Source organism: Streptomyces flavotricini (assembly GCF_020639365.1).
Classification (GTDB): Bacteria; Actinomycetota; Actinomycetes; order Streptomycetales; family Streptomycetaceae; genus Streptomyces; species Streptomyces flavotricini.
Genome location: NZ_JAINUL010000001.1, coordinates 4402527 through 4429218, shown reverse-complemented (window position 1 = coordinate 4429218; position 26692 = coordinate 4402527). Strand labels below are relative to the sequence as shown.

At 69.6% G+C, this 26692-nt stretch carries 23 protein-coding genes, 1 tRNA gene and 2 pseudogenes; 13 read left to right on the top strand and 13 right to left on the bottom strand.

The window, feature by feature from the left end; genetic code table 11:
- The first annotated feature begins 273 nt into the window (after positions 1-273).
- Entirely contained in the window at positions 274-783 is a 510-nt protein-coding gene (locus K7B10_RS19990) for a DUF5994 family protein (RefSeq protein WP_229337709.1), read from the top strand.
- 49 nt (positions 784-832) lie between these two features.
- Here K7B10_RS19990 and K7B10_RS19985 read toward each other — a convergent pair whose 3' ends face one another.
- A complete protein-coding gene (locus K7B10_RS19985; protein ID WP_229337707.1) occupies positions 833-1036 on the bottom strand; it encodes a hypothetical protein in 204 nt (67 codons plus the stop codon).
- Positions 1037-1472: 436 nt separating this feature from the next.
- Between K7B10_RS19985 and K7B10_RS19980 the strand changes: the two genes are divergently transcribed.
- Positions 1473-2336, top strand: coding sequence for a helix-turn-helix domain-containing protein (locus tag K7B10_RS19980; RefSeq protein WP_229345234.1), 864 nt, complete (start codon positions 1473-1475; stop codon positions 2334-2336).
- A gap of 236 nt (positions 2337-2572) precedes the next feature.
- Here the strand turns inward: K7B10_RS19980 and K7B10_RS40885 are convergent, their stop codons facing one another.
- The 4 genes from K7B10_RS40885 to K7B10_RS19960 form a co-directional block, all read right to left on the bottom strand.
- Positions 2573-4099: an ice-binding family protein gene (locus tag K7B10_RS40885; RefSeq protein WP_267501428.1), complete on the bottom strand. Its 1527-nt coding sequence runs from the start codon at positions 4097-4099 to the stop codon at positions 2573-2575.
- 669 nt (positions 4100-4768) lie between these two features.
- Complete coding sequence (locus K7B10_RS19970; RefSeq protein WP_229337705.1) at positions 4769-5536, bottom strand: FAD:protein FMN transferase; 768 nt, start codon at positions 5534-5536, stop codon at positions 4769-4771.
- Positions 5529-5972, bottom strand: coding sequence for an FMN-binding protein (locus K7B10_RS19965; RefSeq protein WP_229337703.1), 444 nt, complete (start codon positions 5970-5972; stop codon positions 5529-5531). Before K7B10_RS19965 ends, K7B10_RS19970 begins: the two co-directional genes overlap by 8 nt.
- Before the next feature lie 11 nt (positions 5973-5983).
- Entirely contained in the window at positions 5984-7345 is a 1362-nt protein-coding gene (locus K7B10_RS19960) for a ferredoxin reductase family protein (RefSeq protein WP_229337701.1), read from the bottom strand.
- Positions 7346-7515: 170 nt separating this feature from the next.
- Between K7B10_RS19960 and K7B10_RS19955 the strand changes: the two genes are divergently transcribed.
- Positions 7516-8250, top strand: coding sequence for a response regulator transcription factor (locus tag K7B10_RS19955; RefSeq protein WP_308284609.1), 735 nt, complete (start codon positions 7516-7518; stop codon positions 8248-8250).
- Positions 8247-9671 carry a sensor histidine kinase gene (locus K7B10_RS19950; protein ID WP_229337699.1) on the top strand — a complete coding sequence of 475 codons (1425 nt, stop codon included), beginning with the start codon at positions 8247-8249 and terminating at the stop codon, positions 9669-9671. The genes K7B10_RS19955 and K7B10_RS19950 overlap by 4 nt, the downstream gene beginning before the upstream one ends.
- A gap of 440 nt (positions 9672-10111) precedes the next feature.
- Here K7B10_RS19950 and K7B10_RS19945 read toward each other — a convergent pair whose 3' ends face one another.
- Positions 10112-10318: a DUF3117 domain-containing protein gene (locus K7B10_RS19945; RefSeq protein WP_229345228.1), complete on the bottom strand. Its 207-nt coding sequence runs from the start codon at positions 10316-10318 to the stop codon at positions 10112-10114.
- A gap of 714 nt (positions 10319-11032) precedes the next feature.
- Positions 11033-11224, bottom strand: coding sequence for an HAD family hydrolase (locus tag K7B10_RS19940; RefSeq protein ID WP_267501427.1), 192 nt, complete (start codon positions 11222-11224; stop codon positions 11033-11035).
- Between the two features lie 15 nt (positions 11225-11239).
- Between K7B10_RS19940 and K7B10_RS19935 the strand changes: the two are divergent.
- Positions 11240-12278 (top strand): annotated as a pseudogene (locus K7B10_RS19935) (tyrosine-type recombinase/integrase); the annotation flags it as partial.
- A 54-nt stretch (positions 12279-12332) separates the two neighbouring features.
- Here the strand turns inward: K7B10_RS19935 and K7B10_RS19930 are convergent.
- Positions 12333-12403, bottom strand: a tRNA-Gly gene (locus K7B10_RS19930).
- Positions 12404-12900: 497 nt separating this feature from the next.
- Between K7B10_RS19930 and dcd the strand changes: the two genes are divergently transcribed.
- Entirely contained in the window at positions 12901-13488 is a 588-nt protein-coding gene (gene dcd / locus K7B10_RS19925) for a dCTP deaminase (protein ID WP_030152916.1), read from the top strand.
- On the top strand, positions 13485-13985 hold the full coding sequence (locus K7B10_RS19920) for a phosphoribosyltransferase (RefSeq protein WP_030870950.1): 501 nt from the start codon (positions 13485-13487) through the stop codon (positions 13983-13985). The genes dcd and K7B10_RS19920 overlap by 4 nt, the downstream gene beginning before the upstream one ends.
- 82 nt (positions 13986-14067) lie before the next feature.
- On the opposite strand, the gene K7B10_RS19915 is transcribed toward K7B10_RS19920, so the two are convergent.
- On the bottom strand, positions 14068-15000 hold the full coding sequence (locus tag K7B10_RS19915) for a Yip1 family protein (RefSeq protein WP_229337695.1): 933 nt from the start codon (positions 14998-15000) through the stop codon (positions 14068-14070).
- A gap of 266 nt (positions 15001-15266) precedes the next feature.
- On the opposite strand from K7B10_RS19915, the gene K7B10_RS19910 reads away from it, so the two are divergent.
- On the top strand, positions 15267-16379 hold the full coding sequence (locus tag K7B10_RS19910; RefSeq protein ID WP_229337693.1) for a hypothetical protein: 1113 nt from the start codon (positions 15267-15269) through the stop codon (positions 16377-16379).
- A 573-nt stretch (positions 16380-16952) separates the two neighbouring features.
- Here the strand turns inward: K7B10_RS19910 and K7B10_RS19905 are convergent.
- A pseudogene (locus tag K7B10_RS19905) lies at positions 16953-19163 on the bottom strand ((Fe-S)-binding protein); the annotation flags it as partial.
- Positions 19164-19284: 121 nt separating this feature from the next.
- Positions 19285-19887 (bottom strand): sugar transferase, encoded by a 603-nt coding sequence (locus K7B10_RS19900; protein ID WP_229337691.1) that lies wholly within the window; start codon positions 19885-19887, stop codon positions 19285-19287.
- A 205-nt stretch (positions 19888-20092) separates the two neighbouring features.
- On the opposite strand from K7B10_RS19900, the gene dnaK reads away from it, so the two are divergent.
- From dnaK to K7B10_RS19880, 4 genes are read left to right on the top strand one after another with little or no spacing between them, the layout of a single operon-like run.
- Complete coding sequence (gene dnaK, locus K7B10_RS19895) at positions 20093-21931, top strand: molecular chaperone DnaK (RefSeq protein ID WP_229337689.1); 1839 nt, start codon at positions 20093-20095, stop codon at positions 21929-21931.
- Positions 21931-22602, top strand: coding sequence for a nucleotide exchange factor GrpE (gene grpE, locus K7B10_RS19890; protein WP_229337686.1), 672 nt, complete (start codon positions 21931-21933; stop codon positions 22600-22602). The genes dnaK and grpE overlap by 1 nt, the downstream gene beginning before the upstream one ends.
- A 39-nt stretch (positions 22603-22641) precedes the next feature.
- Complete coding sequence (dnaJ, locus tag K7B10_RS19885) at positions 22642-23829, top strand: molecular chaperone DnaJ (protein ID WP_229337684.1); 1188 nt, start codon at positions 22642-22644, stop codon at positions 23827-23829.
- 1 nt (position 23830) lies between these two features.
- Positions 23831-24283 carry a heat shock protein transcriptional repressor HspR gene (locus K7B10_RS19880; protein WP_030870928.1) on the top strand — a complete coding sequence of 151 codons (453 nt, stop codon included), beginning with the start codon at positions 23831-23833 and terminating at the stop codon, positions 24281-24283.
- A 91-nt stretch (positions 24284-24374) separates the two neighbouring features.
- On the opposite strand, the gene K7B10_RS19875 is transcribed toward K7B10_RS19880, so the two are convergent.
- A complete protein-coding gene (locus K7B10_RS19875) occupies positions 24375-25388 on the bottom strand; it encodes a helix-turn-helix transcriptional regulator (RefSeq protein ID WP_229337682.1) in 1014 nt (337 codons plus the stop codon).
- A gap of 326 nt (positions 25389-25714) precedes the next feature.
- Between K7B10_RS19875 and K7B10_RS19870 the strand changes: the two genes are divergently transcribed.
- Positions 25715-26029 (top strand): Rieske (2Fe-2S) protein, encoded by a 315-nt coding sequence (locus K7B10_RS19870; protein WP_030299141.1) that lies wholly within the window; start codon positions 25715-25717, stop codon positions 26027-26029.
- A gap of 142 nt (positions 26030-26171) precedes the next feature.
- On the opposite strand, the gene K7B10_RS19865 is transcribed toward K7B10_RS19870, so the two are convergent.
- A complete protein-coding gene (locus K7B10_RS19865) occupies positions 26172-26585 on the bottom strand; it encodes a pyridoxamine 5'-phosphate oxidase family protein (RefSeq protein WP_229337680.1) in 414 nt (137 codons plus the stop codon).
- Between the last annotated feature and the right edge of the window lie 107 nt (positions 26586-26692).

The window sequence follows — 26692 nt, the reverse complement described above, 5'->3', positions numbered from 1 at the left end:
TGCCCCCGGACTGCCCGTCGGCAGCCCGGTTCTTAGGCGATCGCCGGAAATGACACCCGCATGAAAGCCGGTGCGCGAAGTACTCCCGGTGCTTCGACTGTACGCCCGTTCGGCCGGGCATGGCCGATCTGACCAGGTATTTCTCCGACGGGCGGTGGAGCGGGCGGCGGGAGTACCGTGAAAGGACGACAGGCCCGCGCACGCCCGACCGGCACCGGCACCGGTGCCCACCTGCGACGCGGTACGGCCGCACCCGTAGACGGGCGGACCCGCATGGCTGATTCCGACACCCCCCACACCCCCCACACACCCCCACTGCTCCTGCCGGATGCGATCCACCAGGCGATCCAGCCGGGCACGGCCCTGCTGCGGCTGGAGACCACGCAGTCGCGGGAGGGGCTCCTGGACGGCGCGTGGTGGCCGCGCACCCGCGACATCGGAACCGAGCTGCCGGCGCTCATCAGCGTGTTGACCGGGCATCTCGGGCCGATCACCCGGGTGGGCCTGGACGCGTCCGCCTGGAACGGCCTCCCGACCCGACTGGTCGTCGACGGCCAGGTCGTACACCTCGTCTCCGACCCGGTCGGAGACGACACCGTCCTCATCACCCGCGGCCACAACGACCACTTCGCCCTGCTGGTCGTCCCCCCGGACACCACCGCGGACGCCGCCCGCCAAGCGATGGCCCGCGCCGTCCGCGCCGACAACATCACGCAGGCAGCTCAGCTCCTCGTCGCCACCACACCCGAACCCGGGGACGGCCCCGCCGACGCGGCAGGCTGATCGCGGGGCCACTGAGGACTTGCCGGGCTCGGGGCATGTGACGGGCTCGTCAGAGTCCCTCGTCGTGCAGGTCCTCTTCGCGCAGCAGGTCGTCCTCGCGCCGGCGCGAGGTCTCCTCCCGGCCGGACTTCCGGCCCTTCTCGCGGGACTGCTTGCCCGGCTGGGGCTGCGCGGGGTCTCCGGGCCGTCGATGGTGTTCCTGCGCCCCGTGACCCTTGCTCGGATCCTGGCGCTTGTCCTGCGTACCGTCCATGACGGCGACTCCTCTTGGTGCGGGGGGTGCGGGTACGGATTCCTCTCGGATCACGCTGACACGCACGGCGGCGGCCCGCATCACGTCGACCGCGACGCGAGGTGCCCTGTTCGAGGCGGCCTGAGTGCCGTCGGCCGTGGCGCGGTCTCTCCGGATCCACCTGGCATATTGCGCGGAAATCGGCATTGGCCCCGGCCGGGGCGGGATGTTTCCGTGCAATCTTTCATTCGTGTGAACGGAAAAGCAGTATGAGTATTTCCGCTTCTTGTTGTTCGAACCGGAAAATATGGTCGGCCGGCTGGGAATTGATGCGATCCGAGGCGCCTTTTCGCCGGTGCTCACCACCGTCCACGACACGGCGAAAAAGCCGATCAAGCCGACCCGCCCATGGCAATCTGCTCGCCTGTGCAACGTTTCGAGCGGAGGTACGCGTCCTGTGGGCGTCGATGTCAATCCCACTGTCAGCAGGCGCCGGTTGGGATCGGAGCTGCGTCGGCTCAGGGAAATCAGCGGCATGACGACACAGCAGGTGGCGGAGCGCCTGCTGATCTCCCAGCCCAAGATCAGTCTGCTGGAGAACGGCCGCCGGCTCGTCAAGCCGCGCGACGTGCGCGATCTCTGCGGGCTGTACGGGGTTCAGGATCAGCGGCGGGTTGACCATCTGATGCAGCTGGCCGGGGAATCGGGTCGGCAGGGCTGGTGGAATTCCTACGGCGACATCCCGTACGGCGCCTACATCGGCCTGGAGGCCGAGGCGGCCGCGATCCGGCTCTACGAGCCTCTGGTGGTCCCCGGCCTGCTGCAGACCCCGGCCTATGCCCGGGCGGTCATCGCAGGAACGATCCCTCATGTCACGCCCGAACAGGCCGCCGCACGCCTCCAGGTGCGGCTACGGCGCCAGGATCGGCTGCGAGCCACGGGAAATCAGCTGCGGTTATGGGTCGTACTGGACGAATCGGCATTGCGGCGCGTCGTGGGCAGCCGCGAGGTCATGCGCAAGCAGCTCGACCATCTGACCCACCTCAGCGCCCAGCCGCACATCACCCTGCAGGTTCTCCCTCACGACGCGGGTGCGCACCCGGGTGTTTCGGGACAGTTTTCGCTGCTGGAGTTCGCCGAAGTCGGTGATGTGAGCGTGGTGTATCTGGAGAGGTTCACCAGCGACCTCTATCTGGAGAAACGATCCGATGTGCGGCTTTACAACGACATGTACGCGCATGTGCAGGCTCAGGCGCTGAGCCCGGACAATACCCGGCAGCTCATCAACGAAGTCATCGAGGCGTACGCCGACCGGGGATGAGGTGAGGGCCGGTCTCGGATCTGATCGCTCGCGAATACCACTGAGCCCCTGGACGAGGTGTCCAGGGGCTCAGCCGCCGAACGGCGGACGCGACTTCCTACCTGCTTGACCGGGCTTCGGTCCCTGCCGCCGACTCGTACGCAGCAGTCGGTGACGGGAGGGAGGACCGTGGGCCGATCCGGCCGAGTGCTCGTGACCGAAGGGTCAGGGCGCGGGGCGGTCGCGTCCGCGATGGGCTAGTCCTGCCGAGTCGCCGTACCTCGCCGGATCTTCTTCCTGGTGAAGAGGACGGAGCCTCCGACGAATGCCAGCACTGCCGCAGAGGCAGCCATGATGCCGGTTCCGCCGGTTGAGCCGGCCCCCTCGGGCTGCTGACCGGTGGCGGCGCTCACGTGCGCGAAGTTGACGCTCCTGGCCGCGTGGCCAGGACCCCCTTGGCCGGGGTCATTGACTTGGCCGTTCGGCATGAGGCCGGCCCACGGCGGCTTGCCGAAGTCGTGGTCGTCCTGACCGTTCTCGCCCTTGTCGTGGTCGCCGTCCTCGTCCTTGTCGTGGTCGTGGCGGCCGTTCTCGCCCTTGTCGTGGTCGCCGTCCTCGTCCTTGTCGTGGTCGTGGCGGCCGTTCTCGCCCTTGCCGTGGTCGCCGTCCTCGTCCTTGTCGTGGTCGTGGCGGCCGTGCTCGCCCTTGTCCTTGTCCTTGTCCTTGTCGTGGCTGTGGTGATCCTTCCCGCCCTTGTCACCGCGCGGCCCCTTGGGTCCCGCGGGTCCGGCGGGTCCGGCGGGTCCAGCGGGTCCGGTGGGCCCGACAGGCCCTGCGGGTCCTGCGGGGCCGGTCGGGCCGGGGCTGCCGGGTGCGCCGGGTGCGCCGGGGCTGCCGGTCGGACCCGGAGCGCCGGTCGGGCCGGGGGAACCGGTCGGGCCCGGGGAACCGGTCGGGCCGGGAGGACCGCTCGGACCGGGAGGACCGCTCGGGCCGGGAGGTCCGGGCGGACCAACGGCGCAGGCCGGCCTCGTAATGGTGTTGTTGTCCATCGTGACCGCGGCCTCACGCGCCAGGGCGCGGCCTTCGATCACGGCGCTGTTGTTCAGCGTGATGGACTGCATGGCCAGGATGGTGCCCTTGAACTGGGTGGTCGTGCCGAGGGTGGCGGAGCTGCCCACCTGCCAGAACACGTTGCAGGCATTTGCTCCGTTGATGAAGGCCACGGAACTCGACGAAGCCGTGGTCAGGGTCGATGGGATCCGGAAGATGAAGACGGCGTTGGGGTCGTTCTGGCCGTCGAGGGTGACCGTCCCGGTGAGTTGCAGGGACGGAGGGGACGCCGGGGCCGTGTAGACGCCGGGCGTCAGCGTCAGTCCACCGATCTCGTCCGAAGCGAGAATGGTCCCGGGCCCGCGGCCTGCCGCGTCGTCGTAGGCGACGACGAGGTCGGACTTCGCCTGAGCGGCGGCGGCGTTGGGGGCCACGCGCGTCACTCCGTTGACGATGCCGGGCGGGAAGCCGGTCACCGATGTGCCCGGATAGAGGCCCAGGTCGCCGTTGATGACGGTGGGGTTCGTGTTCGTGACCGTCGAACCGGCCAGGACCCCGTAACTGGCGGTGGTCCCCAGCAACACGGGGGCTTCTGCGGCGTGGGCGAGGGTCGGGACCAGGGCGGCCGACGCCAGGAGCGCCGCGGGGAGCAGGGTGAGGGTTCCCCGTTTGAGCAGACTGCGTTGAGGGCTTGTGTCGGGTGGAGCCGACCGGATGACATCCGATGCCATAGCAGGACCTCTCTTATCTCTTCGATCCGCAGTCCTCCCGAAAGGGAGGATTCCGAGCGCCCGCGACGATGACTGCTCTGGGCCGCAAGCTCCCTACCTGCGCCGGCGCGCAGTCTCACCCTGAGCGGGGGACCGCAGGGCGACTGCCTGTCAGAGGTGGTGATGCGCTGTCACCCGGCAGTATTGACGCATATTTCCCAGCAATAGACCGCAAATCGGAAAAGAGGGGCTGCATGAGTGACGCAGCGTCAGCAAGGTGGAGGTGTCGAACGCCCGCGCGAAACGGTGGTGTGTCGCAGTGGGGGTGCGCGGAAGGGCTGGATCCGATCCGCTCCGTTTGGCGTGCGGGATCGCCGGCGCAGGTGCGAAGTCGTCGACGCGCGCGGACGCGACGCGGGGGTCCCGCCGCGATCGGAAGTCCCTTGCGGACGGGATCCGTTGGCACCCGGAGACCTGTCCGAAAAGCGGCGTCGGCCGCCCGAGGGCGGCCCCGCGGCGTCCGGTGCGCCGAGAACGCGCGCCGGGCGGGCGGGGCGGGCGGCGGATCACCGGCCGCTGCCGGCTGGCTGTCCCACGCCGGCCACGTGATCGGACGTCAGGCCCGGAGGGCGGTCACCGCTGACGGCCTGTCACTTTTTGGCCCTGGGCGGCCACGCTCCAGAGTCGGTCTCATGAGCCGTATCGGCGGAATCCCGGCGTGCGCCATTCCTGGCCGTCGGGCAGGACCGCGAGGGCTTCGTAGCCGTCCAGTGTTTCCACCCAGTCCCTTGCGCCGTCGCCCCTGGCGAACGCGGCGGTGGCGTACGTGTCGGTCAGGGCCAACGCGGGTCCGATCAGGGTGAGAGAGGCGAACGCGGTGACCGGGGTGCCGGTGTGCGGGTCGAGGATGTGGGCACCGCGTTCGGCGGTGCCGGAGGTGGCGACGGCCAGGTCGTGGTCGGCCGTGATGACGGTGGCCAGCCTGCCGCGGTGCAGCGGGTGGGCGATGCCGATGCGCCAGGGGGTGCCGGGGCTTGCCCGGCCGCGGATCTGGAGGTCGCCGCCGCCGTTGACGCAGGTGTGGTGCGCGCCTGCTTCGTGGAGGAGGCGTGATGCGGCTTCGGTGGCCCAGCCCTTGACGAGTCCCGAGGGGTCGAGGGCGCCCGCGGGGATGACGCTGAACCAGCCGTCGGTGACATGGGCGGCCTGGGCGCAGAGGGACAGGACCTCGTGGACTTCGGGTGGGCAGTCGTCGAGGTGGATCTCGCCGCGGTCGAGGCGGCTGATGTGGCTGTCGGACCGGTACGTGGAGAACACGGCGTCGACCTCGTGGAGTTGGCGTACGGCCTCGGTGAGGGCGAACCGGATGGCGGGGGTGGGTTCGTCCCGTATGTCGAAGGAGAAAACCGTGCCCATGACGTGTTCGACGTGGCGCAGTCCGCGCGCGGTGTCAGGCATGGGCCTGGTCCAGGGCACTCTGGAGAGACTCGATGTAGCCCTGGCTGGTGTAACTGGCTCCGGAGACGGCATCGATGTGCGCACTCTGGGCGCCGATCGCCTCCTCGGTCAGGCGGGGCAGGGCGTAGGAGGAGATCTGCTGGTCGCGTCCGCCCCGGTCGGGGGCCTGGAGGACAGTGATCGAGGTGATCTTCCCCTGGCTGAGGGTGGCGGCGACCTGCACGGTTCCGTAGCGGGTGTCGATGGGATCCCCGGTGAATGTGCCCGTTCCGGTGGACGTACCGGGGCCGGAGGTCCCGGGGGTCCGTGGTGACGAGGGGGCGGTGGGGGAACGGGGTGGCATGCCGACGAGGCCCTGGGGCTGGTGGGGCTTGAGGGCGAGCAGTGAGACGACGAGGGTGCTGATCCCGGTGGTGGCGAGGACGGCTCGGCGCATGGTGGTTCTCCTCAGAACGCGAACGACTCGTGGTGGATGCGCCGGGCCGGGACGCCTGCTTCGCGCAGGGCCTGGATCGCGGCCCGTGCCATGCCGGGAGGTCCGCAGAGGTAGACGTCGTGCGCGGCCAGGTCAGGCACCAGGGTGGTCAGCCCCCGGGCGGTGAGGGGCGAGGAGTGGGCGGCCGGTTCGTCGACGACGTAGTGCACGGTCGCCCGGCGGTGGGCGGCTATCGCATCGAGTTCACCGCGCAGGGCGAGGTCGTCCGGGCGGCGGGCCCGGTAGACGAGGGTGACCTGGCCCGGCAGTGTCTCGAAGAGCGTGCGCAGGGGGGTGATGCCGACGCCGCCCGCCAGGAGCAGGACCTTGGGGGAGGTGCGCCGGTTCGCGGTGAAGCCGCCGTACGGTCCCTCCGCCCATACCCGCGTACCGGGTGCCAGGAGGGCGAGCGCGGCGCTGTGGCCGCCGGCGGCCTTGACCGTGATGCGCAGGTGGTTCGGGTGGGCGGGGGCGGAGAGGGAGTAGGGGTTGGCGGTCCACCAGAGACCGCGGGTCAGGAAGCGCCACCGCAGGAACTGCCCCGGCAGGCCTCCCAGTTCGTCCAGGTGCTCGCCGGTGAGGTGGACGGAGACCACGCCGGGCGCCTCGGGGCGGACCGCTGCGACGCGCAGGCGGTGGCGCAGTCCGCGCCGCAGCGGGACGGCGAACCGGTACCAGGCGAGCAGTGCGGCGACGCCGAGGAAGAGCGCGTACCAGGCTGCCTGCGCGGAGGTGTTGCCGACGAAGTCCGCCCCGTTGGACAGCTGGTGGCCGAAGGCGAGGAAGACCGCCAGGTAGGTGGCGAAGTGCAGGTGGTGCCAGGTCTCGTAACTCAGCCTGCGGCGGGCCGCGCGGGCCGAGAGGACTCCGGTCGCCAGGAACAGCAGGAATCCGGCCGTGCCCTTGAGGAGGTCGGGGTAGTGCAGGACGAGCGTGGTGGTCTGGCTCACCACGTCCGCGTGCGAGGTCAGGGAATATCCCCAGATGATCAGCAGGGTGTGGGCGAGGGCCAGGGACACGGTGCAGCGGCCGCCCCAGGCGTGCCAGCGCGCGAGCCGGTCGGTGCCGACGGTGTGGTCCAGGAGCGGCACGCGGGCCATGAGGGCCAGCAGGACCGCGCAGGCGTAGCCCGCCAGGAGTCCGGTGATGCGTCCTGCCCCCGTGAGCCAGCCCGCCGGGCCGACGACCGAGGTCGTGTCGCTCCACCACAGGACGAGCACACCGGCGGCACCCGCCCAGACGGCCAGCTGGGCCAGGAAGGGGACAGCAGTGCGGTACGGGCGCCGGCGGCGCGTCCCGCGGCTCGCGCGGGTGCCGGTGAACGTGGTGGTCATGGGTTCCTCCGGATGGGCACTCGCTCCGGCGATGGGCGGCCAGCCTCACAGCCCAACCTCTGAGTACCTTCTGAAACGGCCCTGCCGACCCCTCTCGGCGCGGATTCAGAGGAAACTCAAAGACTCGGTGCGCCCTTCCCCGGCCCCGGCCGGGGGATCCTGAAGGAACCATGAACGAGCCCCGCACCACCCCGCTCCTGCACCACCCCGACGGAGAGCCCGTGCGGATCCTCGTCGTCGACGACGAACCCGACGTCACCGACGTCCTGGCCGGGGTCATGACCGGAGAGGGCTGGCAGGTGCGCACCGCCGCCGACGGCGCGACCGCGCTCGCGACGGCCCGCGCCTTCCGTCCCGACGCGGTGGTCCTGGACTGGATGCTGCCCGACCTCGACGGCCTCCAGGTCCTGCGCAACCTGCGGCGTGCGGAGCCCCACGTGTGCGTGCTGTTCCTGACCGCCCGCGACGCGGTCGAGGACCGCATCGCCGGCATCACCGCGGGTGGCGACGACTACGTGACCAAGCCCTACAGCCTGGAAGAAGTACTGGCCCGGCTGCGCGGACTGCTCCGGCGCGCCGGCATGACCGCCGAACCGGGTGCGAACGTGCTCGCCGTCGGGGACCTCACCATGGACGAGGAAGCCAGGGAGGTCAGGCGCGGCGGAGCCATCGTCGACCTGTCCCGTACCGAGTTCGAACTCCTGCGCTTCCTCATGCGCAACCCGCGCCGGGTCCTGTCCAAGGACCAGATCCTCGACCGGGTCTGGGCCTACGACTTCGGCGGCCGTGCCCACGTCGTCGAGCTCTACATCAGCTACCTCCGCAAGAAGATCGACGCCGGACGCACCCCGATGATCCACACCGTGCGCGGCGTCGGCTACGTCCTCAAGCCGGACACCCCGTGAGGCGCCCGGTACCCCGTACCCTGCGCGGCCAGCTCACCGCCGGGCTCGTCACCCTGCTCGCCCTCGCCTGCCTCGCCGTCGGCATCACCACCGCCCTCGCCCTGCGCGGCTTCCTCATGGACCGTCTGGACGAACAGCTCGCCGCCTCCGGAGGCCGTTTCGCCGCCAGCCTGGAACACGAGGCCAGGCCCGACGCCGACAACGGCCCGGACACCCGGGGCCAGGCCGAGGCGACCTTCGGCGCCCGCCTCCTGAACGGAACGGTGACCCAGGCCGCCGTCGTCGATCAAGCGACCGACCGCTCCCTCCAGCTCACCGCCGGGGACCGGCGCACCCTGGCAGGGGTCCCCGCCGACGGACACGGGCACAGCATCCGTCTCTCCGCGCTGGGCAAGTACCGCGTCACGGCCGTCGAGGGCGACGACCAGGACGTCCTGATCACCGGCCTGCCGCTGCACCCGGTGGAGGAGACCGTTCACCGCCTCGAAGCGGTCGAAGCCGCGCTGTTCGGCGCCGCGCTGGTGGCCACCGGCATCGCCGGAGCCCTGTGGGTACGGATCTCCCTGCGCCCCCTCCGGCAGGTCACCGCCCGGGCCGCGGAGGTCGCGAGGCTACCGCTGGCCAGTGGCGAGGTCGCCATGCCGGGACCGCTCCCCGACACCGACCCCCGCACCGAGGTCGGCCAGGTCGGCACCGCGCTCAACCGCATGCTCGGCCACGTCGAGGACGCCCTCGTACGCCGCCACGCGAGCGAGGAACGGCTGCGGCACTTCGCCGCCGATGCCAGTCACGAACTGCGCACCCCCGTCGCGAACATCCGAGGCCACGCCGAACTCGCCCTGCGTCACCGTGGCCCCGTACCCGCCGACGTCCGCCACGCCCTGGAACGCATCGACGCCGAGTCCCGGCGCATGACCCGCCTCGTCGACGACCTGCTCCTCCTCGCCCGCCTCGACGCCGGGCGTCCCCTCGAACACGAGCCGGTCGACCTGACCCTGTTGATCCTGAACGCGACGGACGACGCACGCGCCGCGGGCCCTGACCACCGATGGCTCCTCGACCTCCCCGAAGAACCCGTCACCGTCACCGGCGACGCCCACCGCCTCCAGCAGGCCATCGCCAACCTCCTCGCCAACGCCCGCATCCACACCCCACCCGGAACCGAAGTGACCATCACCCTCGCCACCGATGGGACCGGCGTATCCGTCAGCGTGAGCGACAACGGACCAGGCATCCCCGAAGGTCTCCAGCCGGAAGTCTTCGGACGCTTCGTCCGCGCCGACCACGCGCGTTCTCGCAGCACGGGAAGTACCGGTCTCGGTCTCGCCATCGTCCACGCCGTCATCACCGCCCACGGCGGAACCGCAACCGTCACCAGCCGCCCGGGACACACCGCCTTCCGCCTTACCCTCCCCGGCTGAGCGTCCGGCCCGGCCGGCGCCGATGTATCTGGCCGGCGAGCGGATTTGGCGACCTCGGGCAGCGGGTGGAGGGGCAACCGCCGTTGTGAGAAAGCGAATGCCCCGGAATTCCGTCAAGCCGTGACGCGGGCGCGGAACACCTTCTGGCCAGGGCATTCCGCCGAGTTGGGGCATGCGGAGGGCGCTGCGAGACCTGTGAGGTCTAGACAATGACGAAGGCTCAGGTCGCTGACCTGAGCCTTCGTGAAGAGCGGATGACGGGAATCGAACCCGCGCTTGGAGCTTCCACGCGGTCCCGGCCTTCGGCCCATCGGTCGGGTCCGTCTCCAGCACCAGCCCTGGGCAGTTCTGTCTCCCCGGTCAGCGGGTGATCATGCTCGCGTACGACAGTCGCTGACTGTTCCCGGCGCCCGCATTGGCTGGAGCTGGGTTGGTCGTTGTTACGGTTGCTCGGTTTCCGCTGGTGTCTCGGCTTCCGCTGGTGTGTTGAGTGCGTCGGCGAGGGCACTCGCCTCCGCCGGGGTCAGTGCGACTACGAGCCGACCGCCGCCTTCGAGCGGTATGCGCATCACGATGTTCTGCCCCTCCTTGACGGCCTCGAGCGGCCCGTCACCCGTTCGCGGCCTGATCGCGCCAGCCGGCTGAATGGAGTCACCGTCGTTGAAAGACAGTGCCCGCGTCCCGTTGCCCTCGGTCTTGACTGCGTACGTCCCCAAAGCGGGTGTCGCGGTGGCCACAGGCGTTAGGACGAGCGTGGCCCCCAGAACGAACGATGAGGCAACGAGCGAGATGACAGCGTTGCGTCGGATGTACCGGGCCATGATGGACGTCCTCCCTCGTGATGAGTGGAGGGCGCCGCGGAGACACGGGGGCAAGTTGCCGCGCAAGCGCTCCGGGAGGGCCCTCCAGCCACAGCGACAACGAATGCACAGCTGCGGCACCACTGTGGCGCCCGACTAATCGGAAAGGCGCCACTCCATCCATGCTCCCCCTCCCCGAATCGGGTGTCGACCGGACTGCCATGTGAGCCCCGGTGCCGTGTCTGCTCGGCTTGTCCTGGGCCGATGGTGGACGGGATGGGAGTTCCCCGCCTCAGCCATCCACGGGCCGGCACCCGCCCGCGGCGCCCCCGCCGGAGGCATGTCGGTGACAGATGGAACTGGTGGCCGTCGGGGACTGCCTCATGCCCTTGGGCCTATCCCGTCTTGCAGGGGCGGGCGTCGGCGCAGCGGGGGCGGAGCGGGCCGAAGGCAGGAGCGTCGCCCCCGAGCGGAGCCGGGAAGCCCGCCCGGCGGAGCGGAGCGCAGCCGGGTGCTTGATGAGGTAGAGAAACCTGTAACAGGTCCCCCGCTGATCCTCGGCTACGCCGCGGTGAGTGCGTCGGCGATGGACTGCATGTCGTCCGTGACGGCATCGGCTTGCGCCTCGGCGAACAGATCGACCTTGTGGGGCTTGTTGGCGTATCCGATGACCGTCGTCCCTGCGGCATGAGCGGCCTGGATGTCCGTGAGCGAGTCACCGATCAGGGTGCAGTGCGTGACATCCATGTGCATCTGCTCCGCCGCCCCACCTCGCGGGACGCGGACGATTGGCTCGCCGAGAAGCAGGCAACAAGGGGGACCGGCGGACCCGGACGCGGGGGCGGTCAACTTCCGCGAGTACGCGGTTCAGTGGGTGGATGAGGGTGGTCTGGAGGAGACCACCGACGAGCTGTACCGGCGGTTGCTGCGGCTGCACATCCTGCCCACCTTCGAGGACCGGGACCTCGATCAGATCACCCCGCCCCACGTGCGCACCTGGCGGGCTGAGCGGCTCAAGGCCACGGGAGGGACGACCGTCGCCAAGTCGTACCGGCTGCTGAGCGCCATCATGGGGACCGCCGAGGACGGCGAGTTGATCAGACGGAACCCCTGCCGGATCAAGGGTGCGGGCAAGGAATCGCCTGCCGAGCGGTCCACCGCCACTGTCGACCAGGTCGACGTTGTCGCCAAGGCGATGGGGGCGCGCTGGCGGTTGATGGTCTACATCGCCGCGTACGGTCCGGCTCGGCCCGAGGAGCTGGCGGGCCTGCGTCGCCCGGACGTTGACCTTGCGAACTGCGGTGTCTGGGTGCGTCGCGCCGAGCCGGAGCTCAACACCGGTAGGCGGGCGCCCGGTGAGACCAAGAGCGAGGCAGGAAAGCGGTTCATCGTTCTGCCCCGCTTCATGGCCGGTGATCTCAAGACGCACATGTACCTGTACTCCGAGCAGAAGCCGGACGGGCTGCTCTTCGTGGGGGAGCGCGGCGCCCCGTTCCGGCGTACGACGTTCGGTCGGAAGTGGAAGAAGGCGCGTAAGGCGGCAGGACTGCCGGAGGCGTTCACCTTCTACGACCTTCGTCACACCGGGCACACCCTCTCGACGCAGTCGGGGGCCACCCTGAAGGACACGATGGTGCGGGCCGGCCAGTCCTCGGAGAAGGCCGCGTTGATCTACCAACACTCGGACCATGAGCGACAGAAGGAAGTCGCCGGAGGGCTGGACGGGATGGTGCGCGCCGCCCGGGAGAAAGCCGCGGAGCAGGCCCGCCAGGGGTCAAGTGGTGCGCAAGTGGTGCGGGGCTCCTGAACCGGTCTAGACAACGACGAAAGCCCAGGTCGCTGACCTGGGCCTTCGTTCAAGAGCGGATGACGGGAATCGAACCCGCGCTATAAGCTTGGGAAGCTCATGTTCTACCATTAAACTACATCCGCAGGGCGTTCCAGTTGCCTGGAGCGGTATCTTTGGACACTCTACCCCATGATCGACCCCCGGTGAATCAGCCGCGGGGTCGTCGTTGTTTGTGGGGTGCACCGAGGGTCGTGGGGCCGGGAGTTGGGGCGTAGCGTACCCCTGCGCGGTGCCGCCGGAGCGGTGTTGGAGTGGCGGCTGGAGCAGGTCGCGATCATCCCCTAATGTGGCGATTCGTCGCAGTACGGCAGGTTGGGGAAAGGGACTCGATGGAGAACACCGTCGTCCGTTGTGCCGAAGGGCACGTTTTCAGTACCGCTTCGTTTCCGCTGCAGCACCTCGGTGCCGGCCGGATCGGGCCCGGGCGGCTGTTGCGGTGCCCGCGGTGTGCGCGGCTGAGGCACGCCGTGCCCGTCGGGGCGGCGGCCGTCAAGCGATAGCGTCAAGCGCTGGACGGTCCCGGGCGCGCGGCGCCGCTCTCGATTGGGGGTGGCCCGCGCGCACTGCGTATCCTCGGGACGTGCTTCTCTCAGACAAAGACATCCGGGCCGAGATCGACAGCGGACGGGTTCGCATCGACCCGTTCGAGGAATCGATGGTGCAGCCCTCCAGCATCGATGTACGTCTCGACCGGTTTTTCCGGGTGTTCGAGAACCACCGCTACGCCCACATCGACCCCGCCGTCGAGCAGCCCGACCTGACCCGCATGGTCGAGCCGGAGGGCGACGAGGCCTTCATCCTCCACCCGGGTGAGTTCGTCCTCGCCTCGACCTACGAGGTCGTCTCGCTGCCCGACGACATCGCCTCCAGACTGGAGGGGAAGTCCAGCCTGGGCCGCCTGGGGCTGGTGACGCATTCGACCGCCGGGTTCATCGACCCCGGCTTCTCGGGCCACGTCACGCTCGAGCTGTCGAACCTCGCCACCCTCCCCATCAAGCTGTGGCCCGGGATGAAGATCGGGCAGCTGTGCATGTTCCGGCTCAGCTCGCCCGCCGAGTTCCCGTACGGGAGCGAGCGGTACGGATCGCGGTACCAGGGCCAGCGCGGCCCGACGGCCTCGCGCTCCTTCCAGAACTTCCACCGCACCCAGGTGAGGCACGAGGCATGAGCGACGTCGTACGAGAGAACTTGAACTACGAGGGATTCGGGCGGGCGGTGCGCGAGCTCGCGCAGACCATCGCCGATGACGGCTACGAGCCCGACATCATCCTGAGCATCGCCCGGGGCGGCGTCTTCGTCGCCGGCGGTCTGGCGTACGCGCTCGACTGCAAGAACATCCACCTCGTGAACGTGGAGTTCTACACGGGCGTCGGGACCACGCTGGAGATGCCGGTCATGCTGGCGCCCGTGCCCGAGGCGATCGACTTCACCGACAAGAAGGTCCTGATCGCCGATGACGTGGCCGACACCGGGAAGACGCTGAAGCTCGTCCACGACTTCTGCCTGGGGCACGTCGCCGAGGTCCGGTCCGCCGTGATCTACGAGAAGTCCCACTCGCTCGTGAAGTGCGAGTACGTGTGGAAGAAGACCGACGAGTGGATCAACTTCCCCTGGTCGGTCGAGCCGCCCGTGGTGAGGCGCGAGGGTCAGGTTCTCGACGCCTGACGGCTGCCTGACGCCCACCGGTTTCCATGGGAAAGGGCCCCGACGCCTGCTGCGTCGGGGCCCTTCTCGTGCGCGCCGGCTCTTACAGCGTGCCCAGCTTGATGATCGACAGCAGCGCGACCAGCTGGATCGCGGAGGCGCCCAGCGCCTTCGGCCACGGCAGGTCGTGCGACTTGCTGACGAGCGACGTGAAGAGGGCTCCGGCCGCCACCCAGGTGGCCCAGCCCAGCACCTGCACGAACATGTTGTCACCGCCCAGGAACACGGCGAAGAGCAGGCGCGGCGCGTCCGTGATGGACATGACCAGCATCGACAGGCCCACGGTCGGCTGCCACGCGCCGTCGCCGCCCAGCTGGCGGGCCAGGGTGTGCGTGACGGCGCCCAGGATCAGGCCGCAGACGACGAAGGCCACGCCGGCGCTGAGGACGATCGGGACGGCGTTGGGGAGGGTGGCCTTCATGACGTCCTCGCGGGCGTCGTCGAGGCCGAAGACCGCGAGCAGGCCGTAGAGGAAGGTCACGATCAGCGCCGGGCCCCAGACGGCGTAGTCGCGCATCTGCAGGAACGTCGGCCCCGGCCGCATCACGATGCCGCGCAGGAGTTCCTTCCACGGCAGTCGCGGGCCGCTCGGCGCGGCCGCCGCGGCGCCCGCGTGGTACGTCGCGCCCTGGTTGTACGGGTCCTCGCCGTACGCGAAGACCTGGGTGTGCCCCGGGTTGTCGTTCGCGTACGAGCCGCCGCCCCGGCCCGCGTTGCCGTACGGGGGCTGCTGCTGCCGGTCGTACGACTGCCCGTGCTGCTGGCCGTACGGCTGCTGCTCGTGCGGGTCGAAGTACTCGGGCTCGCCGTGGCCTCCGGCGGCGGGCTGCTGAGGCCACTGCTGCTGGGGAGGGTAGGGCTGCTGGCCGTACGGCGCCTGCGGCGGTTGCTGCTGCTGACCGTACGGCTGCTGCCGCGGGGGTTGTTGGGGAGCGCGGTTGTTGTCCCGGCCGCGTCCGATCCTGAATCCAGCCACGTGATCGAACGTACCTGGTCCCGGGAGGCGTGGTGGGCGGGCTGCCGGAATAGGGGCCCTTTGCGGCTGAGCTGTGACATCCCCTAGGGGATCCCAAATGGTGGGTTTTGAGTGATTTACATGGCTGGTGTGGAGTCTGTGGGGGTTCGTTACATCGTCGACGGAATACGTAGATATCCGGTCCGTAGCTTCGTATGTGTCGCCGCCGACGCGCCGACGCCACCGACTACGAGCCATGAGCCACGAGTGCGAGAAGAGCCCCTCACATGCGCAGCACGACCCGTCGCACCACCCTTCGTACCGCCGCCGTCCTCGCGGGCGCGGCCGCCGTACTGGCCCTCCCGGTCGGGTCCGCGTTCGCGGACTCGCCGACCGGGCCGGAGCAGGAGGTTCTGCCGGGAGTCGAGCAGCCGGCCGGGGAGCAGCCGGTCAAGGAGCGGCCGGTGGAGGAGAAGCCGGGCGGGGAGACGCCGAGTGGGGAGAATCCGGGCGGGGAGACGGGCGGTGAGAAGCCCGTTACGAAGCCGGCCGTCGATCCGACGGTGCCGGCGGTGGATCCGACCGTGCCGCAGGTCGACCCGACCGCGCCGCCGGTCGAGCGGGTCTTCGTGACCACGGTCAAGCTCGCCGACGGCTCGATCGCCAAGGTCTACAAGATCGGCGACCACCACTTCGAGGCCGCGGTCTTCTCCGGGTCGACGAAGCTGGACACGCTGGTCAGCAAGGGCGGTAAGCCGGCGTACGGGCAGAACAACGGTCTGCACGTCGTCCTCCAGCCGAACGGGACCGTGACCTCGTGGGTGGAGGGCGAACGGACGCCGAAGCCCGAGCCCAAGCCGCTGGAGAAGCCGGAGCACGAGGTCGGGGAAGGCAAGAAGGAGAGCTCGGTCCGGATCACCATGCCGGACGGGCGGATCGCGAAGCTGGTCGACGGCCCGCACGGCAAGCGCGTCGAGATCTCCGTGCCGAACGGGAACCGGCTCGGGACGATCGACCTGAAGCACCCCAGCGCTCAGAACGACGGCTGGACGTACCGGATCGTCCAGGACGGCAAGCGCGTGAAGTTCGTCGTCATCGACGGGAAGGGCGGCGGGAGCAGCTGGGTGTACGGGTTCGACGGGAAGCTGATCGAGAAGTACGTGGCCGAGCGGGCGAAGCCCGTGAAGCCCGTGAAGCCCGTGAAGCCCGCTGGGGACCGGGTGGAACGTGTGGTGCCGAAGGGCGGCGTGAAGGCCGGGGCGGAGGGCGTCGGGACCGCGACCGGAAGTTCGAAGGGTGACACGCCGATGCTGGTCGCCGCCGGCGGGGGGATGGCTGCCGCGGGGGCGGCCGGGCTGGGCTTCGCCCTGCTGAAGCGGGGACGCGTCGACCAGGCCTGAGCCCTGTCGGGGGGGTCCCGGAACGCCGGTACGGCCGGCCCCCTGAGCAGGGGACCGGCCGTACCGGCGTTCCGTCGGGCTGCCGTGAGGCCCGCAGACCTAGGCCTTGGCCTCCGGCTTCGCCTCGGACTCGGTGTCCGCTGCGGCCTTCGGCGAGGCCTCGGCGGCCTGCTCGGCCTCCGCCTTCGGCTCGGCCTCGGCTTCGGCAGCGGCCTTGGGCTCCGCCTCCGCCTCGGTCGCGGTTTCCGCCGTGGCGGCAGTCTCGGCTTCTGCCCCGGCCGCTGCGTCCACCTCGGTGGCCGCGTCCTGTGCCGCCCCGGCCTTCGCCTCGACGGCGGACTCGACCTCGGTCTCGGCCTCCGCCTCGGCGGTGGCTTCCGCCTCCGACGCGACCGCCGCTTCCGCTTCGGCCTTCGCCTTGGCCGCGGCTTCCGCTTCGGCCTTCGCCTTGGCTTCGGCCTTCGCCTTGGCCTCGGCTTCGGCCTTCGCCTTGGCCGCCGCTGCGGCCTCGGCCTCGGCCGCTGCGGCCTCCTCCGCCGCCAGGGCCTCCGCCGCCAGTTCGGCTTCCGTCGGGGCCGGGGCCTTCACCGACTCCAGGAGGAGCTGGGCCACGTCCACGACCTGGACGGATTCCTTCGCCTGGCCGTCGTTCTTCTTGCCGTTCACCGAGTCCGTGAGCATGACCAGGCAGAACGGGCAGGCCGTCGAGACGATGTCCGGGTTCAGGGACAGCGCCTCGTCCACGCGCTCGTTGTTGATGCGCTTGCCGATGCGCTCTTCCATCCACATCCGCGCGCCACCGGCGCCGCAGCAGAAGCCCCGCTCCTTGTGGCGGTGCATCTCCTGCTGGCGCAGGCCCGGCACGGCCGACATGATCTCGCGCGGCGGCGTGTAGACCTTGTTGTGCCGGCCCAGGTAGCACGGGTCGTGGTACGTGATCAGGCCGTCCACCGGAGTCACCGGCAGCAGCCGGCCCTCGTCGATCAGGTGCTGCAGCAGCTGCGTGTGGTGGATGACCTCGTACTCGCCACCCAGCTGCGGGTACTCGTTCGCGATGGTGTTGAAGCAGTGCGGGCAGGTGGAGACGATCCGCTTCGCCGACTTCGGCTTCTTCGTCTCCGGGTCGTCGTCGTCCTCGCCGAACGCCATGTTCAGCATGGCCACGTTCTCCTGGGCCAGCTGCTGGAACAGCGGCTCGTTGCCCAGGCGGCGCGGGGAGTCACCGGTGCACTTCTCGTCGCCGCCCATGATCGCGAACTTGACGCCCGCGATGTTCAGCAGCTCGGCGAAGGCCTTCGTGGTCTTCTTCGCGCGGTCTTCCAGAGCGCCCGCGCAGCCGACCCAGTACAGGTAGTCGTACTCCGAGAGGTCCTCGGCGTCCTTGCCGACGATCGGGACCTCGAAGTCGACCTCCTTGGTCCACTCCACGCGCTGCTTCTTGGCCAGACCCCAGGGGTTGCCCTTCTTCTCCAGGTTCTTGAGCATCGTGCCCGCCTCCGACGGGAACGCGCTCTCGATCATCACCTGGTAGCGGCGCATGTCGACGATGTGGTCGATGTGCTCGATGTCGACCGGGCACTGCTCGACGCACGCGCCGCAGGTCGTGCAGGACCACAGCACGTCCGGGTCGATGACGCCGTTCTCCTCGGCGGTGCCGATCAGCGGGCGCTCGGCCTCGGCAAGCGCGGCCGCCGGGACGTCCTTCAGCTGCTCCGCCGTGGCCTTCTCGTTGCCCTCCATGTCCTTGCCGCCGCCGGCCAGCAGGTACGGGGCCTTGGCGTGCGCGTGGTCGCGCAGCGACATGATCAGGAGCTTCGGGGACAGCGGCTTGCCGGTGTTCCAGGCGGGGCACTGCGACTGGCAGCGGCCGCACTCCGTGCACGTGGAGAAGTCGAGGATGCCCTTCCAGGAGAACTGCTCGACCTGGGAGACGCCGAAGACGTCGTCCTCGCCCGGCTCCTCGAAGTCGATCTCCTTGCCGCCGCTCGTCATCGGCTGCAGCGCGCCCAGGGCCGTCGAACCGTCCGCGTTCCGCTTGAACCAGATGTTCGGGAAGCCGAGGAAGCGGTGCCAGGCGACACCCATGTTCGTGTTGAGCGAGACCGTGATCATCCAGGTGAAGGAGGTGACGATCTTGAGCGCGGCGAAGAAGTACGTCAGGTACTGGATCGTGCTCAGGTCCAGCCCGTCGAACGCGGCGATCAGCGGGTACGAGGCGAAGAAGCCCGGCTCCCAGCCGTCGACGCCGTGCTGGACGCCCTCCAGCGCGCGCAGCGTCATGATGCAGACGCCGACGATCAGGATGACGGCCTCGACGAAGTACGCCTGGCCCGTCTTGGAACCCGCGAAGCGGGACTTGCGGCCCGCCGCGCCCGGCCGGCTCAGCTGCCGGATCACGATCAGGGTCACGATGCCGAGGACGGTCATCAGGCCGAGGAACTCGGTGAAGATCTCGTACGGCAGCCAGTCGCCGATGATCGGGATCAGCCAGTCGGCCTGGAAGAGCTGGCCGAAGGCGTTGACGATCGTCAGCAGCAGCGAGAAGAAGCCCACCGCCACGAACCAGTGCGCGAAGCCGACGATGCCCCAGCGGTTCATGCGGGTGTGGCCGAGGAACTCCTTGACCAGGGTGATGGTGCGCTGCGTCGGATCGCCCGTGCGGGTGCCCGCGGGCACTGGCTGGCCGAGCCGCACGAAGCGGTAGATCTGCACGGTGGCACGGCCGAACAGCGCGACGGCCACCACCGTGATGACCAGCGACACGATGATCGCGGCGAGTTGCATGGAAGGGCTCCTCGGGCGGCACTTACTAAGCGGTAACTTATGAAGTCAAGGCTTGAGGTTACCCATTCCCCGCGCCGCAATGTAGGTGGGCGAGCGGTGATCTGTGTCGCTCAGGCATGCCTCAGGAGCGCCTGTGCCGACAGGCCGCCCGAGGGGTCTGAGCCAGGATCGCGAGATCCATCCCCAGCCAATGGCTCTCCACATAGTGCCGGTCCAGCAGGGCCATCTCTTCCCAGGGGAGGTCGGATCGCGCGCTGACCTGCCACAAACCGGTCATTCCGGGGCGTACGAGGAGCCGGTCGGCCCGGTCCGTACGCGGCTCGGGGCGCGGCCCGACCAGTGACATCTCCCCGCGCAGCACGTTCAGCAGCCGGGGCACCCCGTCCAGGGCGTACCGCTGCAGTGCCGCCCCCAGCCGGCCGGCCCCGTCCGTACGCAGCCGCCAGGTCAGGAAAGGCCGCCCGGAGAGCCCCGCCGCAGGCTCCCGTACGAAGACCCGCCCGCCCTGGGTCGCGTACAGCAGGGCGGCGACGGCCAGCAGCGGCAGCGCGAGCAGCCCGGTCAGCGCGGCGGCCCCGAGGAGGTCGACCACCCGTTTGGCGGACAGGTCCCAGAGGCCCGGCGGTCCCGGCGGGTCCGGCCGGCGCGCGAGCGGGTGCGGGCTCGCGGGGCGCCGTCGTACGAGGTGCCGGATCGGGGGGAGCGTGAGCGGCGGCAGCGGCATGGGGGCACCCTGCATGCGCCTCCGGCGGTTTCGGCGGTGCCGCGCAGCGGGCCGCCCCAGCGTCGCCCGCTCGGCCCCCGGGAGGCTCCCGTGAGCGTAAGGACGCGATAAAAGTTGAGCCACCCCCACTCACCTCTGTTGACGTTCGCGCCGTGATGGGGCATGGTTGAGTCTGTTCCACTCAAGTCAGCTGGAGGAAATCAAAATGGCACGTGCGGTCGGCATCGACCTGGGCACCACTAACTCCGTCGTCAGCGTTCTCGAAGGCGGCGAGCCCACCGTCATCACCAACGCCGAGGGCGCCAGGACCACGCCGTCCGTCGTCGCCTTCGCCAAGAACGGCGAGGTCCTCGTCGGCGAGGTCGCCAAGCGCCAGGCGGTCACGAACGTGGACCGCACCATCCGCTCCGTCAAGCGCCACATGGGCACTGACTGGAAGATCAACCTGGATGGCAAGGACTTCAACCCGCAGCAGATGAGCGCCTTCATCCTGCAGAAGCTGAAGCGCGACGCCGAGGCGTACCTGGGTGAGAAGGTCACGGACGCGGTCATCACCGTCCCGGCCTACTTCAACGACTCCGAGCGCCAGGCGACGAAGGAGGCCGGCGAGATCGCGGGCCTGAACGTCCTGCGTATTGTCAACGAGCCGACCGCCGCCGCCCTGGCCTACGGCCTCGACAAGGACGACCAGACCATTCTCGTCTTCGACCTCGGTGGCGGCACCTTCGACGTGTCGCTCCTCGAGATCGGCGACGGCGTCGTCGAGGTCAAGGCCACCAACGGTGACAACCACCTCGGTGGTGACGACTGGGACCAGCGCGTCGTCGACTACCTGGTGAAGCAGTTCGCCAACGGCCACGGCGTGGACCTCTCCAAGGACAAGATGGCGCTCCAGCGCCTGCGCGAGGCCGCCGAGAAGGCGAAGATCGAGCTGTCCTCCTCCACCGAGACCACGATCAACCTGCCCTACATCACGGCTTCCGCCGAGGGCCCGCTGCACCTGGACGAGAAGCTCACGCGCGCCCAGTTCCAGCAGCTGACCGCGGACCTGCTGGACCGCTGCAAGACCCCGTTCCACAACGTCATCAAGGACGCCGGCATCCAGCTGTCCGAGATCGACCACGTGGTCCTGGTCGGCGGCTCCACCCGCATGCCGGCCGTCGCCGAGCTCGTCAAGGAGCTGACCGGCGGTCAGGACGCCAACAAGGGCGTCAACCCGGACGAGGTCGTCGCCATCGGCGCCACCCTCCAGGCCGGTGTCCTCAAGGGTGAGGTCAAGGACGTCCTGCTCCTCGACGTGACCCCGCTGTCCCTCGGCATCGAGACCAAGGGCGGCATCATGACCAAGCTCATCGAGCGCAACACCACGATCCCGACCAAGCGGTCCGAGATCTTCACGACGGCCGAGGACAACCAGCCGTCCGTGCAGATCCAGGTCTACCAGGGCGAGCGCGAGATCGCGGCGTACAACAAGAAGCTCGGCATGTTCGAGCTGACGGGCCTGCCCCCGGCCCCGCGCGGCGTCCCGCAGATCGAGGTCTCCTTCGACATCGACGCGAACGGCATCATGCACGTCACGGCCAAGGACCTTGGCACGGGCAAGGAGCAGAAGATGACCGTCACCGGCGGCTCCTCGCTCGGCAAGGACGAGGTCGACCGCATGCGCCAGGAGGCGGAGCAGTACGCGGACGAGGACCTGCGCCGCAAGGAGGCGGCCGAGTCCCGCAACCAGGGCGAGCAGCTCGTCTACCAGACGGAGAAGTTCGTCAAGGACAACGAGGACAAGGTCCCGGCCGAGGTCAAGACCGAGGTCGAGTCCGCCGTCGCCGAGCTGAAGGAAAAGCTCAAGGGCGAGGACACCGCCGAGATCCGCACCGCGACCGAGAAGCTCGCCGCGGTCAGCCAGAAGCTCGGCCAGGCCATCTACGCCGACGCGCAGGCCGCCCAGGGTGCCGCCGGTGACGCCGGTCAGGCCAAGGCCGACGACGACGTCGTCGACGCCGAGATCGTGGACGAGGACAAGCCGAAGGGCGGCGCTGCCTGATGTCGGAGGAGACCCCGGGCTTCGAGGAGAAGCCCGAAGTCCCCGCCGACGGCACGCCTGACGACGCCGCCGAGCCGAAGGCCGCAGCTTCCTCCAAGGAGGAGGCCGCGGCCCCGGCCGGGGACTCCGCAGCACAGTCCGCCCAGGACACGGCTCTGCTGGCGCAGCTGGACCAGGCCCGCACCGCGCTCGGTGAGCGCACCGCGGACCTCCAGCGGCTCCAGGCGGAGTACCAGAACTACCGCCGCCGGGTCGAGCGGGACCGTATCGCCGTCAAGGAGATCGCGGTCGCGTCCCTCCTGACGGAGCTGCTCCCGACCCTGGACGACATCGGCCGGGCGCGGGACCATGGCGAGCTGGTCGGCGGCTTCAAGTCGGTGGCCGAATCGCTGGAGACCGCCGCGGCCAAGATGGGGCTGCAGCAGTTCGGCAAGGAGGGCGAGCCCTTCGACCCGACGATCCACGAGGCCCTGATGCACTCGTACGCGCCGGACGTCACCGAGACGACCTGCGTGGCGATCCTGCAGCCGGGGTACCGGATCGGCGAGCGTACGATCCGCCCCGCGCGGGTCGCGGTGGCCGAGCCCCAGCCGGGCGCGGCCCCCAAGTCCGAGTCGGCCGAGGCCGACGCGCCTTCGGACAAGGACACGGATGCCCCCGACAAGGGCTGACGTTGAACCAGTAGCGGTACGAGAGGAGGGACACCGGGGATGAGCACGAAGGACTTCGTCGAGAAGGACTACTACAAGGTCCTCGGTGTCCCGAAGGACGCCACCGAGGCCGAGATCAAGAAGGCGTACCGGAAGCTCGCGCGCGAGTTCCACCCGGACGCCAACAAGGGCGACGCCTCGGCCGAGGAGCGCTTCAAGGAGATCTCCGAGGCCAACGACATCCTCGGCGACGCCAAGAAGCGCAAGGAGTACGACGAGGCCCGCGCCCTGTTCGGGAACGGCGGCTTCCGCCCCGGTCCCGGCGGGGGCGGCGGCTCGTTCAACTTCGACCTGGGCGACCTGTTCGGCGGCACCCAGCAGGGTGGCCCCGGCGCGGGCGGCTTCGGCGGTGGCGGCGGTCTGGGCGACGTCTTCGGCGGACTGTTCAACCGCGGCGGTGCGGGTCCCGGTACCCGGGTCCAGCCGCGCCGCGGCCAGGACATCGAATCGGAGGTCACCCTCTCCTTCACGGAGGCGGTGGACGGGGCCACGGTCCCGCTCCGGATGTCCTCCCAGGCGCCCTGCAAGGCCTGTTCGGGCACCGGCGACAAGAACGGCACGCCGCGCGTGTGCCCGACCTGCGTCGGCACCGGCCAGGTCTCGCGGGGCAGCGGCGGCGGGTTCTCGCTGACCGACCCCTGCGCGGACTGCAAGGGCCGCGGTCTCATCGCCGAGACCCCCTGCGACGTCTGCAAGGGCAGCGGGCGGGCCAAGTCCTCCCGCACCATGCAGGTCCGGATCCCCGCGGGCGTCTCCGACAGCCAGCGGATCCGGCTGCGCGGCAAGGGCGCCCCGGGTGAACGCGGAGGCCCCGCCGGCGACTTGTACGTCGTCGTCCACGTCGACGGCCACCCGGTGTTCGGGCGCAAGGACGACAACCTGACGGTCACCGTCCCGGTGACCATCGCCGAGGCCGCCCTGGGCGCCGACATCAAGGTCCCGACCCTGAACGGCCCTGCGGTGACGCTGAAGCTGCCGCCGGGCACCCCCAGCGGCCGTACGATGCGGGCCCGCGGCAAGGGAGCGGTCCGCAAGGACGGCACCCGCGGAGACCTGCTGGTGACGGTCGAGGTCGCCGTTCCGGCCTCGCTGTCGGACAAGGCCCGCGAGGCGCTGGAGATGTACCGCGACGCGACGGAGTCGGAGGACCCGCGCGCCGTGCTGTTCGAGTCCGCGAAGGGAGCATGACATGGACGGCCGCCGCAGGAGCCACTACCAGCTCACGGACGACACACCGGTATACGTGATCTCGGTGGCCGCCCAGCTCTCGGGCCTGCATCCGCAGACCCTGCGTCAGTACGACCGCCTCGGCCTGGTCTCCCCGGACCGGACGGCCGGCCGCGGCCGGCGCTACTCCGCCCGCGACATCGAGCTGCTCCGCACGGTGCAGGCGCTGTCCCAGGACGAGGGCATCAACCTGGCGGGGATCAAGCGGATCATCGAACTGGAGAACCAGGTCGCGGCGCTCCAGCAGCGCGTGGCCGAGCTCTCGGCGGCGGTGGACGGCGCGGCCGCCGTGCTGCAGCAGCGCGAGGCCCAGGTGCACGCCTCGTACCGGCGGGATCTGGTCAAATACCAGCCGCCGGTGGCGGGCAACGCCCTGGTCGTCTGGCGCCCCGCGCCGAAGCGTCAGGGCGACTGAGCCGTCCTCACGCGAAGGCGGCACGCACGCGGCACGCGCACGGCACGCACGCACAGGCCCCGTCCGGGATTCCGGGCGGGGCCGGCTTGTTTCAGTCGCCCTCGTCCTCCAGGATCCCCGAGCGCGCGATGAGGAAGCCGAGCTGGGCCCGGCTGCCGCTGCCGAGGGTGCTGGCGAGCTTCGCGATGTGCGCGCGGCAGGTCCGTACGTTCATGCCCAGACGGCGGGCGATGGCCTCGTCCACGTGCCCCTCGATGAGCAGCTGCGCGATGGTGCGCTGCACGCCCGAGATGCCCCCGCGGGTGTGCTGGTAGGTGACTTCCTCCTGGAGCGGCACGGCGCGGTGCCACAGCTGCTCGAAGACCTTGATGAGGTAGTCCACCAGCCCCGGGTGGCGCAGCTCCAGGGCGACCTGGCGGTCGTCGCTGGCGGGGATGAAGGCGACGGTCCGGTCGAAGATGATGAGGCGCTCGAAGAGCTCCTCCAGCGTGCGCACCTCGACCTTGCCGGCCTTGAGGAGGTCGACGTACGCGAGCGTGCCGCGGCTGTGCCGGACGGTGTGCTGGTAGAGGGTCCGGATCCGGACACCGCGGTCGGTCAGCGGCTGGTCGCGTTCCAGGGCCTCGGTGAGCTCCAGACTGGGGCGGGCGCCCCCGGGCTGGATGGTGAGCATCTCGGTGTGGCACTCGGCCGTGGCGAGGTTGAGGGCGGCGTTGATGGGGTCGAAGCCCTCGAGGACGGTGATGGCGTGGGTGCTCGCCGGACTCTGCGCGCTGATGGCGAGAAACGGCTCGAAAGCCTCGGACAGTTCGAGTGAGTCGCGGCGCCTGTCGCGGATCTCGCGTTCGATCGGATGCAGCCGCTGTGCGAGTGCCACCGCCGGTGGAACCGGACGGAGGGAATTTACGTCATCAGGATCTGGCTGCAACAACGCCAGATCGAGCAGACAGGGTGCCGTTTTGACATCCCCACGTGCGATACGTCCGGTCCGCAGCGCACTCGTGTAGAGCCGTGCCCCCTCGCTGCACAGCTCGGTGACCGAGTGGGGATGTGTCGCTTTTGTTCTGTTTGTGGTCAAATCTCCACCCCCCAGGGTCCTGAACATGCAAGAACATGATGCATCGTCCCTGTGGCAGCGACGTGCCTGAATGAGCCATCGTCTGACAGGCGGGGGAGAGGATTTCATCAAGTGAGGACGAAGCCGACCATGAACAAGAGAATGCTTCGCTCGGCGCTTGCCACCGTCATCTTCTCGGCTGTGGCCGGTCTGGGACTTGCCGGGGTCACCCTGGGGGGAGCTGAAGGGGGTGCCGCAGACCTCCAGGCGGCGCCGCTGGAGGACAGCGGATGGCGCGCGGCACCGATGGACAGCGGATGGCGCTCGGCCCCCGCAGACGCCGAAGCGGGCGTCGTTGGCGTGGAGAGCGCGGCATGACCCCCGACGACCGCGGTTTCCGTCGCGAAATGGCCTCTGCCTACCGCTCCGGCTGGCAGTTCATCGACCTCGCCACCGCCATCCCCCACCCCGGCGACTCGCTGATGGTCACCCTGTTCGGACAGCCCATCGTCATCACGCGCGAGGAGGACGAGGACGTCCGGGCCTACCGGTGCCTGCGCCGCCCCCGCGGCGCGCCGCAGCCCGTCCGTTGCGAGGTGCGCTACGGAATGGTCTTCGTCAACCTTGATCAGCGCGACCACCAGCTTTTCGAACCCGATATCACCACCGCCACCCCCCGCAGTGCCTGAAGCGATTCCCCCGTCGTCGCAGATCGCTCCAGGTGCTTCCCCCACACAACGGCGCCATCGTGGACCTGACCACGATGGCGCCGTTGTGATGTCCGCGTCCAGTGCTTGAACCGGACAAGGTGAAAACCGAACTGTTTCTCCTTCAGGCCCGGCCCATCGCCCGGTCGAGGGTGATCTCCAGGACGACCCGGTCCGGATTGGGCGACGGCGTCCGCCCGTACCGCTCCGCGTAGCGCGCCACCGCCTCGGCGACCGAGGCCTCGTCCGTGCGGATCACCGCGTGCCCCTCCAGCGTCGCCCAGCGGCGCCCCGCCATCTGGCACACGGCGACCCGCGCGGGGCCCGCCTGCGCGGCCTGCGCCGCCAGCACGTTGCGGATCTTCTTGCTGTTCTTGTTGCTGATCACCCGGGCCAGGCCGGCCTCCGGGTCGTACGTGACGCCCACCGGCACCACGTGGGGGGTCCCGTCGGGGCGCGGGGTGGTCAGCGTGCAGACGTGCCGCTCCCGCCAGAAGGCGAGGTACTCGGGCGTCGGGTTGAGTACGTCAAGAGCCATGGCCCGAGGGTACGTGAGGGCCGAAATCCGCCCTTGAGTGGAATAGACTCAACTTTGCGCACGCTGACATACTCAAAGAGCGGGACCCAAGCCTGTGTCTGACCTGT

Excerpts from the sequence above, each read along its gene's own strand:
- K7B10_RS40885 (WP_267501428.1), bottom strand. The coding sequence starts at position 4,099 with ATGGCATCGGATGTCATCCGGTCGGCTCCACCCGACACAAGCCCTCAA.
- K7B10_RS19865 (WP_229337680.1), bottom strand. The coding sequence starts at position 26,585 with ATGGCTCTTGACGTACTCAACCCGACGCCCGAGTACCTCGCCTTCTGG.
- K7B10_RS19965 (WP_229337703.1), bottom strand. The coding sequence starts at position 5,972 with ATGCGCCGAGCCGTCCTCGCCACCACCGGGATCAGCACCCTCGTCGTC.
- K7B10_RS19875 (WP_229337682.1), bottom strand. The coding sequence starts at position 25,388 with ATGTTCAGGACCCTGGGGGGTGGAGATTTGACCACAAACAGAACAAAA.
- K7B10_RS19910 (WP_229337693.1), top strand. The coding sequence starts at position 15,267 with ATGCGCAGCACGACCCGTCGCACCACCCTTCGTACCGCCGCCGTCCTC.
- K7B10_RS19940 (WP_267501427.1), bottom strand. The coding sequence starts at position 11,224 with ATGCACATGGATGTCACGCACTGCACCCTGATCGGTGACTCGCTCACG.
- K7B10_RS19900 (WP_229337691.1), bottom strand. The coding sequence starts at position 19,887 with ATGCCGCTGCCGCCGCTCACGCTCCCCCCGATCCGGCACCTCGTACGA.
- K7B10_RS19920 (WP_030870950.1), top strand. The coding sequence starts at position 13,485 with ATGAGCGACGTCGTACGAGAGAACTTGAACTACGAGGGATTCGGGCGG.
- dnaJ (WP_229337684.1), top strand. The coding sequence starts at position 22,642 with ATGAGCACGAAGGACTTCGTCGAGAAGGACTACTACAAGGTCCTCGGT.
- K7B10_RS19985 (WP_229337707.1), bottom strand. The coding sequence starts at position 1,036 with ATGGACGGTACGCAGGACAAGCGCCAGGATCCGAGCAAGGGTCACGGG.
- grpE (WP_229337686.1), top strand. The coding sequence starts at position 21,931 with ATGTCGGAGGAGACCCCGGGCTTCGAGGAGAAGCCCGAAGTCCCCGCC.
- K7B10_RS19870 (WP_030299141.1), top strand. The coding sequence starts at position 25,715 with ATGACCCCCGACGACCGCGGTTTCCGTCGCGAAATGGCCTCTGCCTAC.
- K7B10_RS19960 (WP_229337701.1), bottom strand. The coding sequence starts at position 7,345 with ATGACCACCACGTTCACCGGCACCCGCGCGAGCCGCGGGACGCGCCGC.
- dnaK (WP_229337689.1), top strand. The coding sequence starts at position 20,093 with ATGGCACGTGCGGTCGGCATCGACCTGGGCACCACTAACTCCGTCGTC.
- K7B10_RS19955 (WP_308284609.1), top strand. The coding sequence starts at position 7,516 with ATGAACGAGCCCCGCACCACCCCGCTCCTGCACCACCCCGACGGAGAG.
- K7B10_RS19990 (WP_229337709.1), top strand. The coding sequence starts at position 274 with ATGGCTGATTCCGACACCCCCCACACCCCCCACACACCCCCACTGCTC.
- K7B10_RS19970 (WP_229337705.1), bottom strand. The coding sequence starts at position 5,536 with ATGCCTGACACCGCGCGCGGACTGCGCCACGTCGAACACGTCATGGGC.
- K7B10_RS19880 (WP_030870928.1), top strand. The coding sequence starts at position 23,831 with ATGGACGGCCGCCGCAGGAGCCACTACCAGCTCACGGACGACACACCG.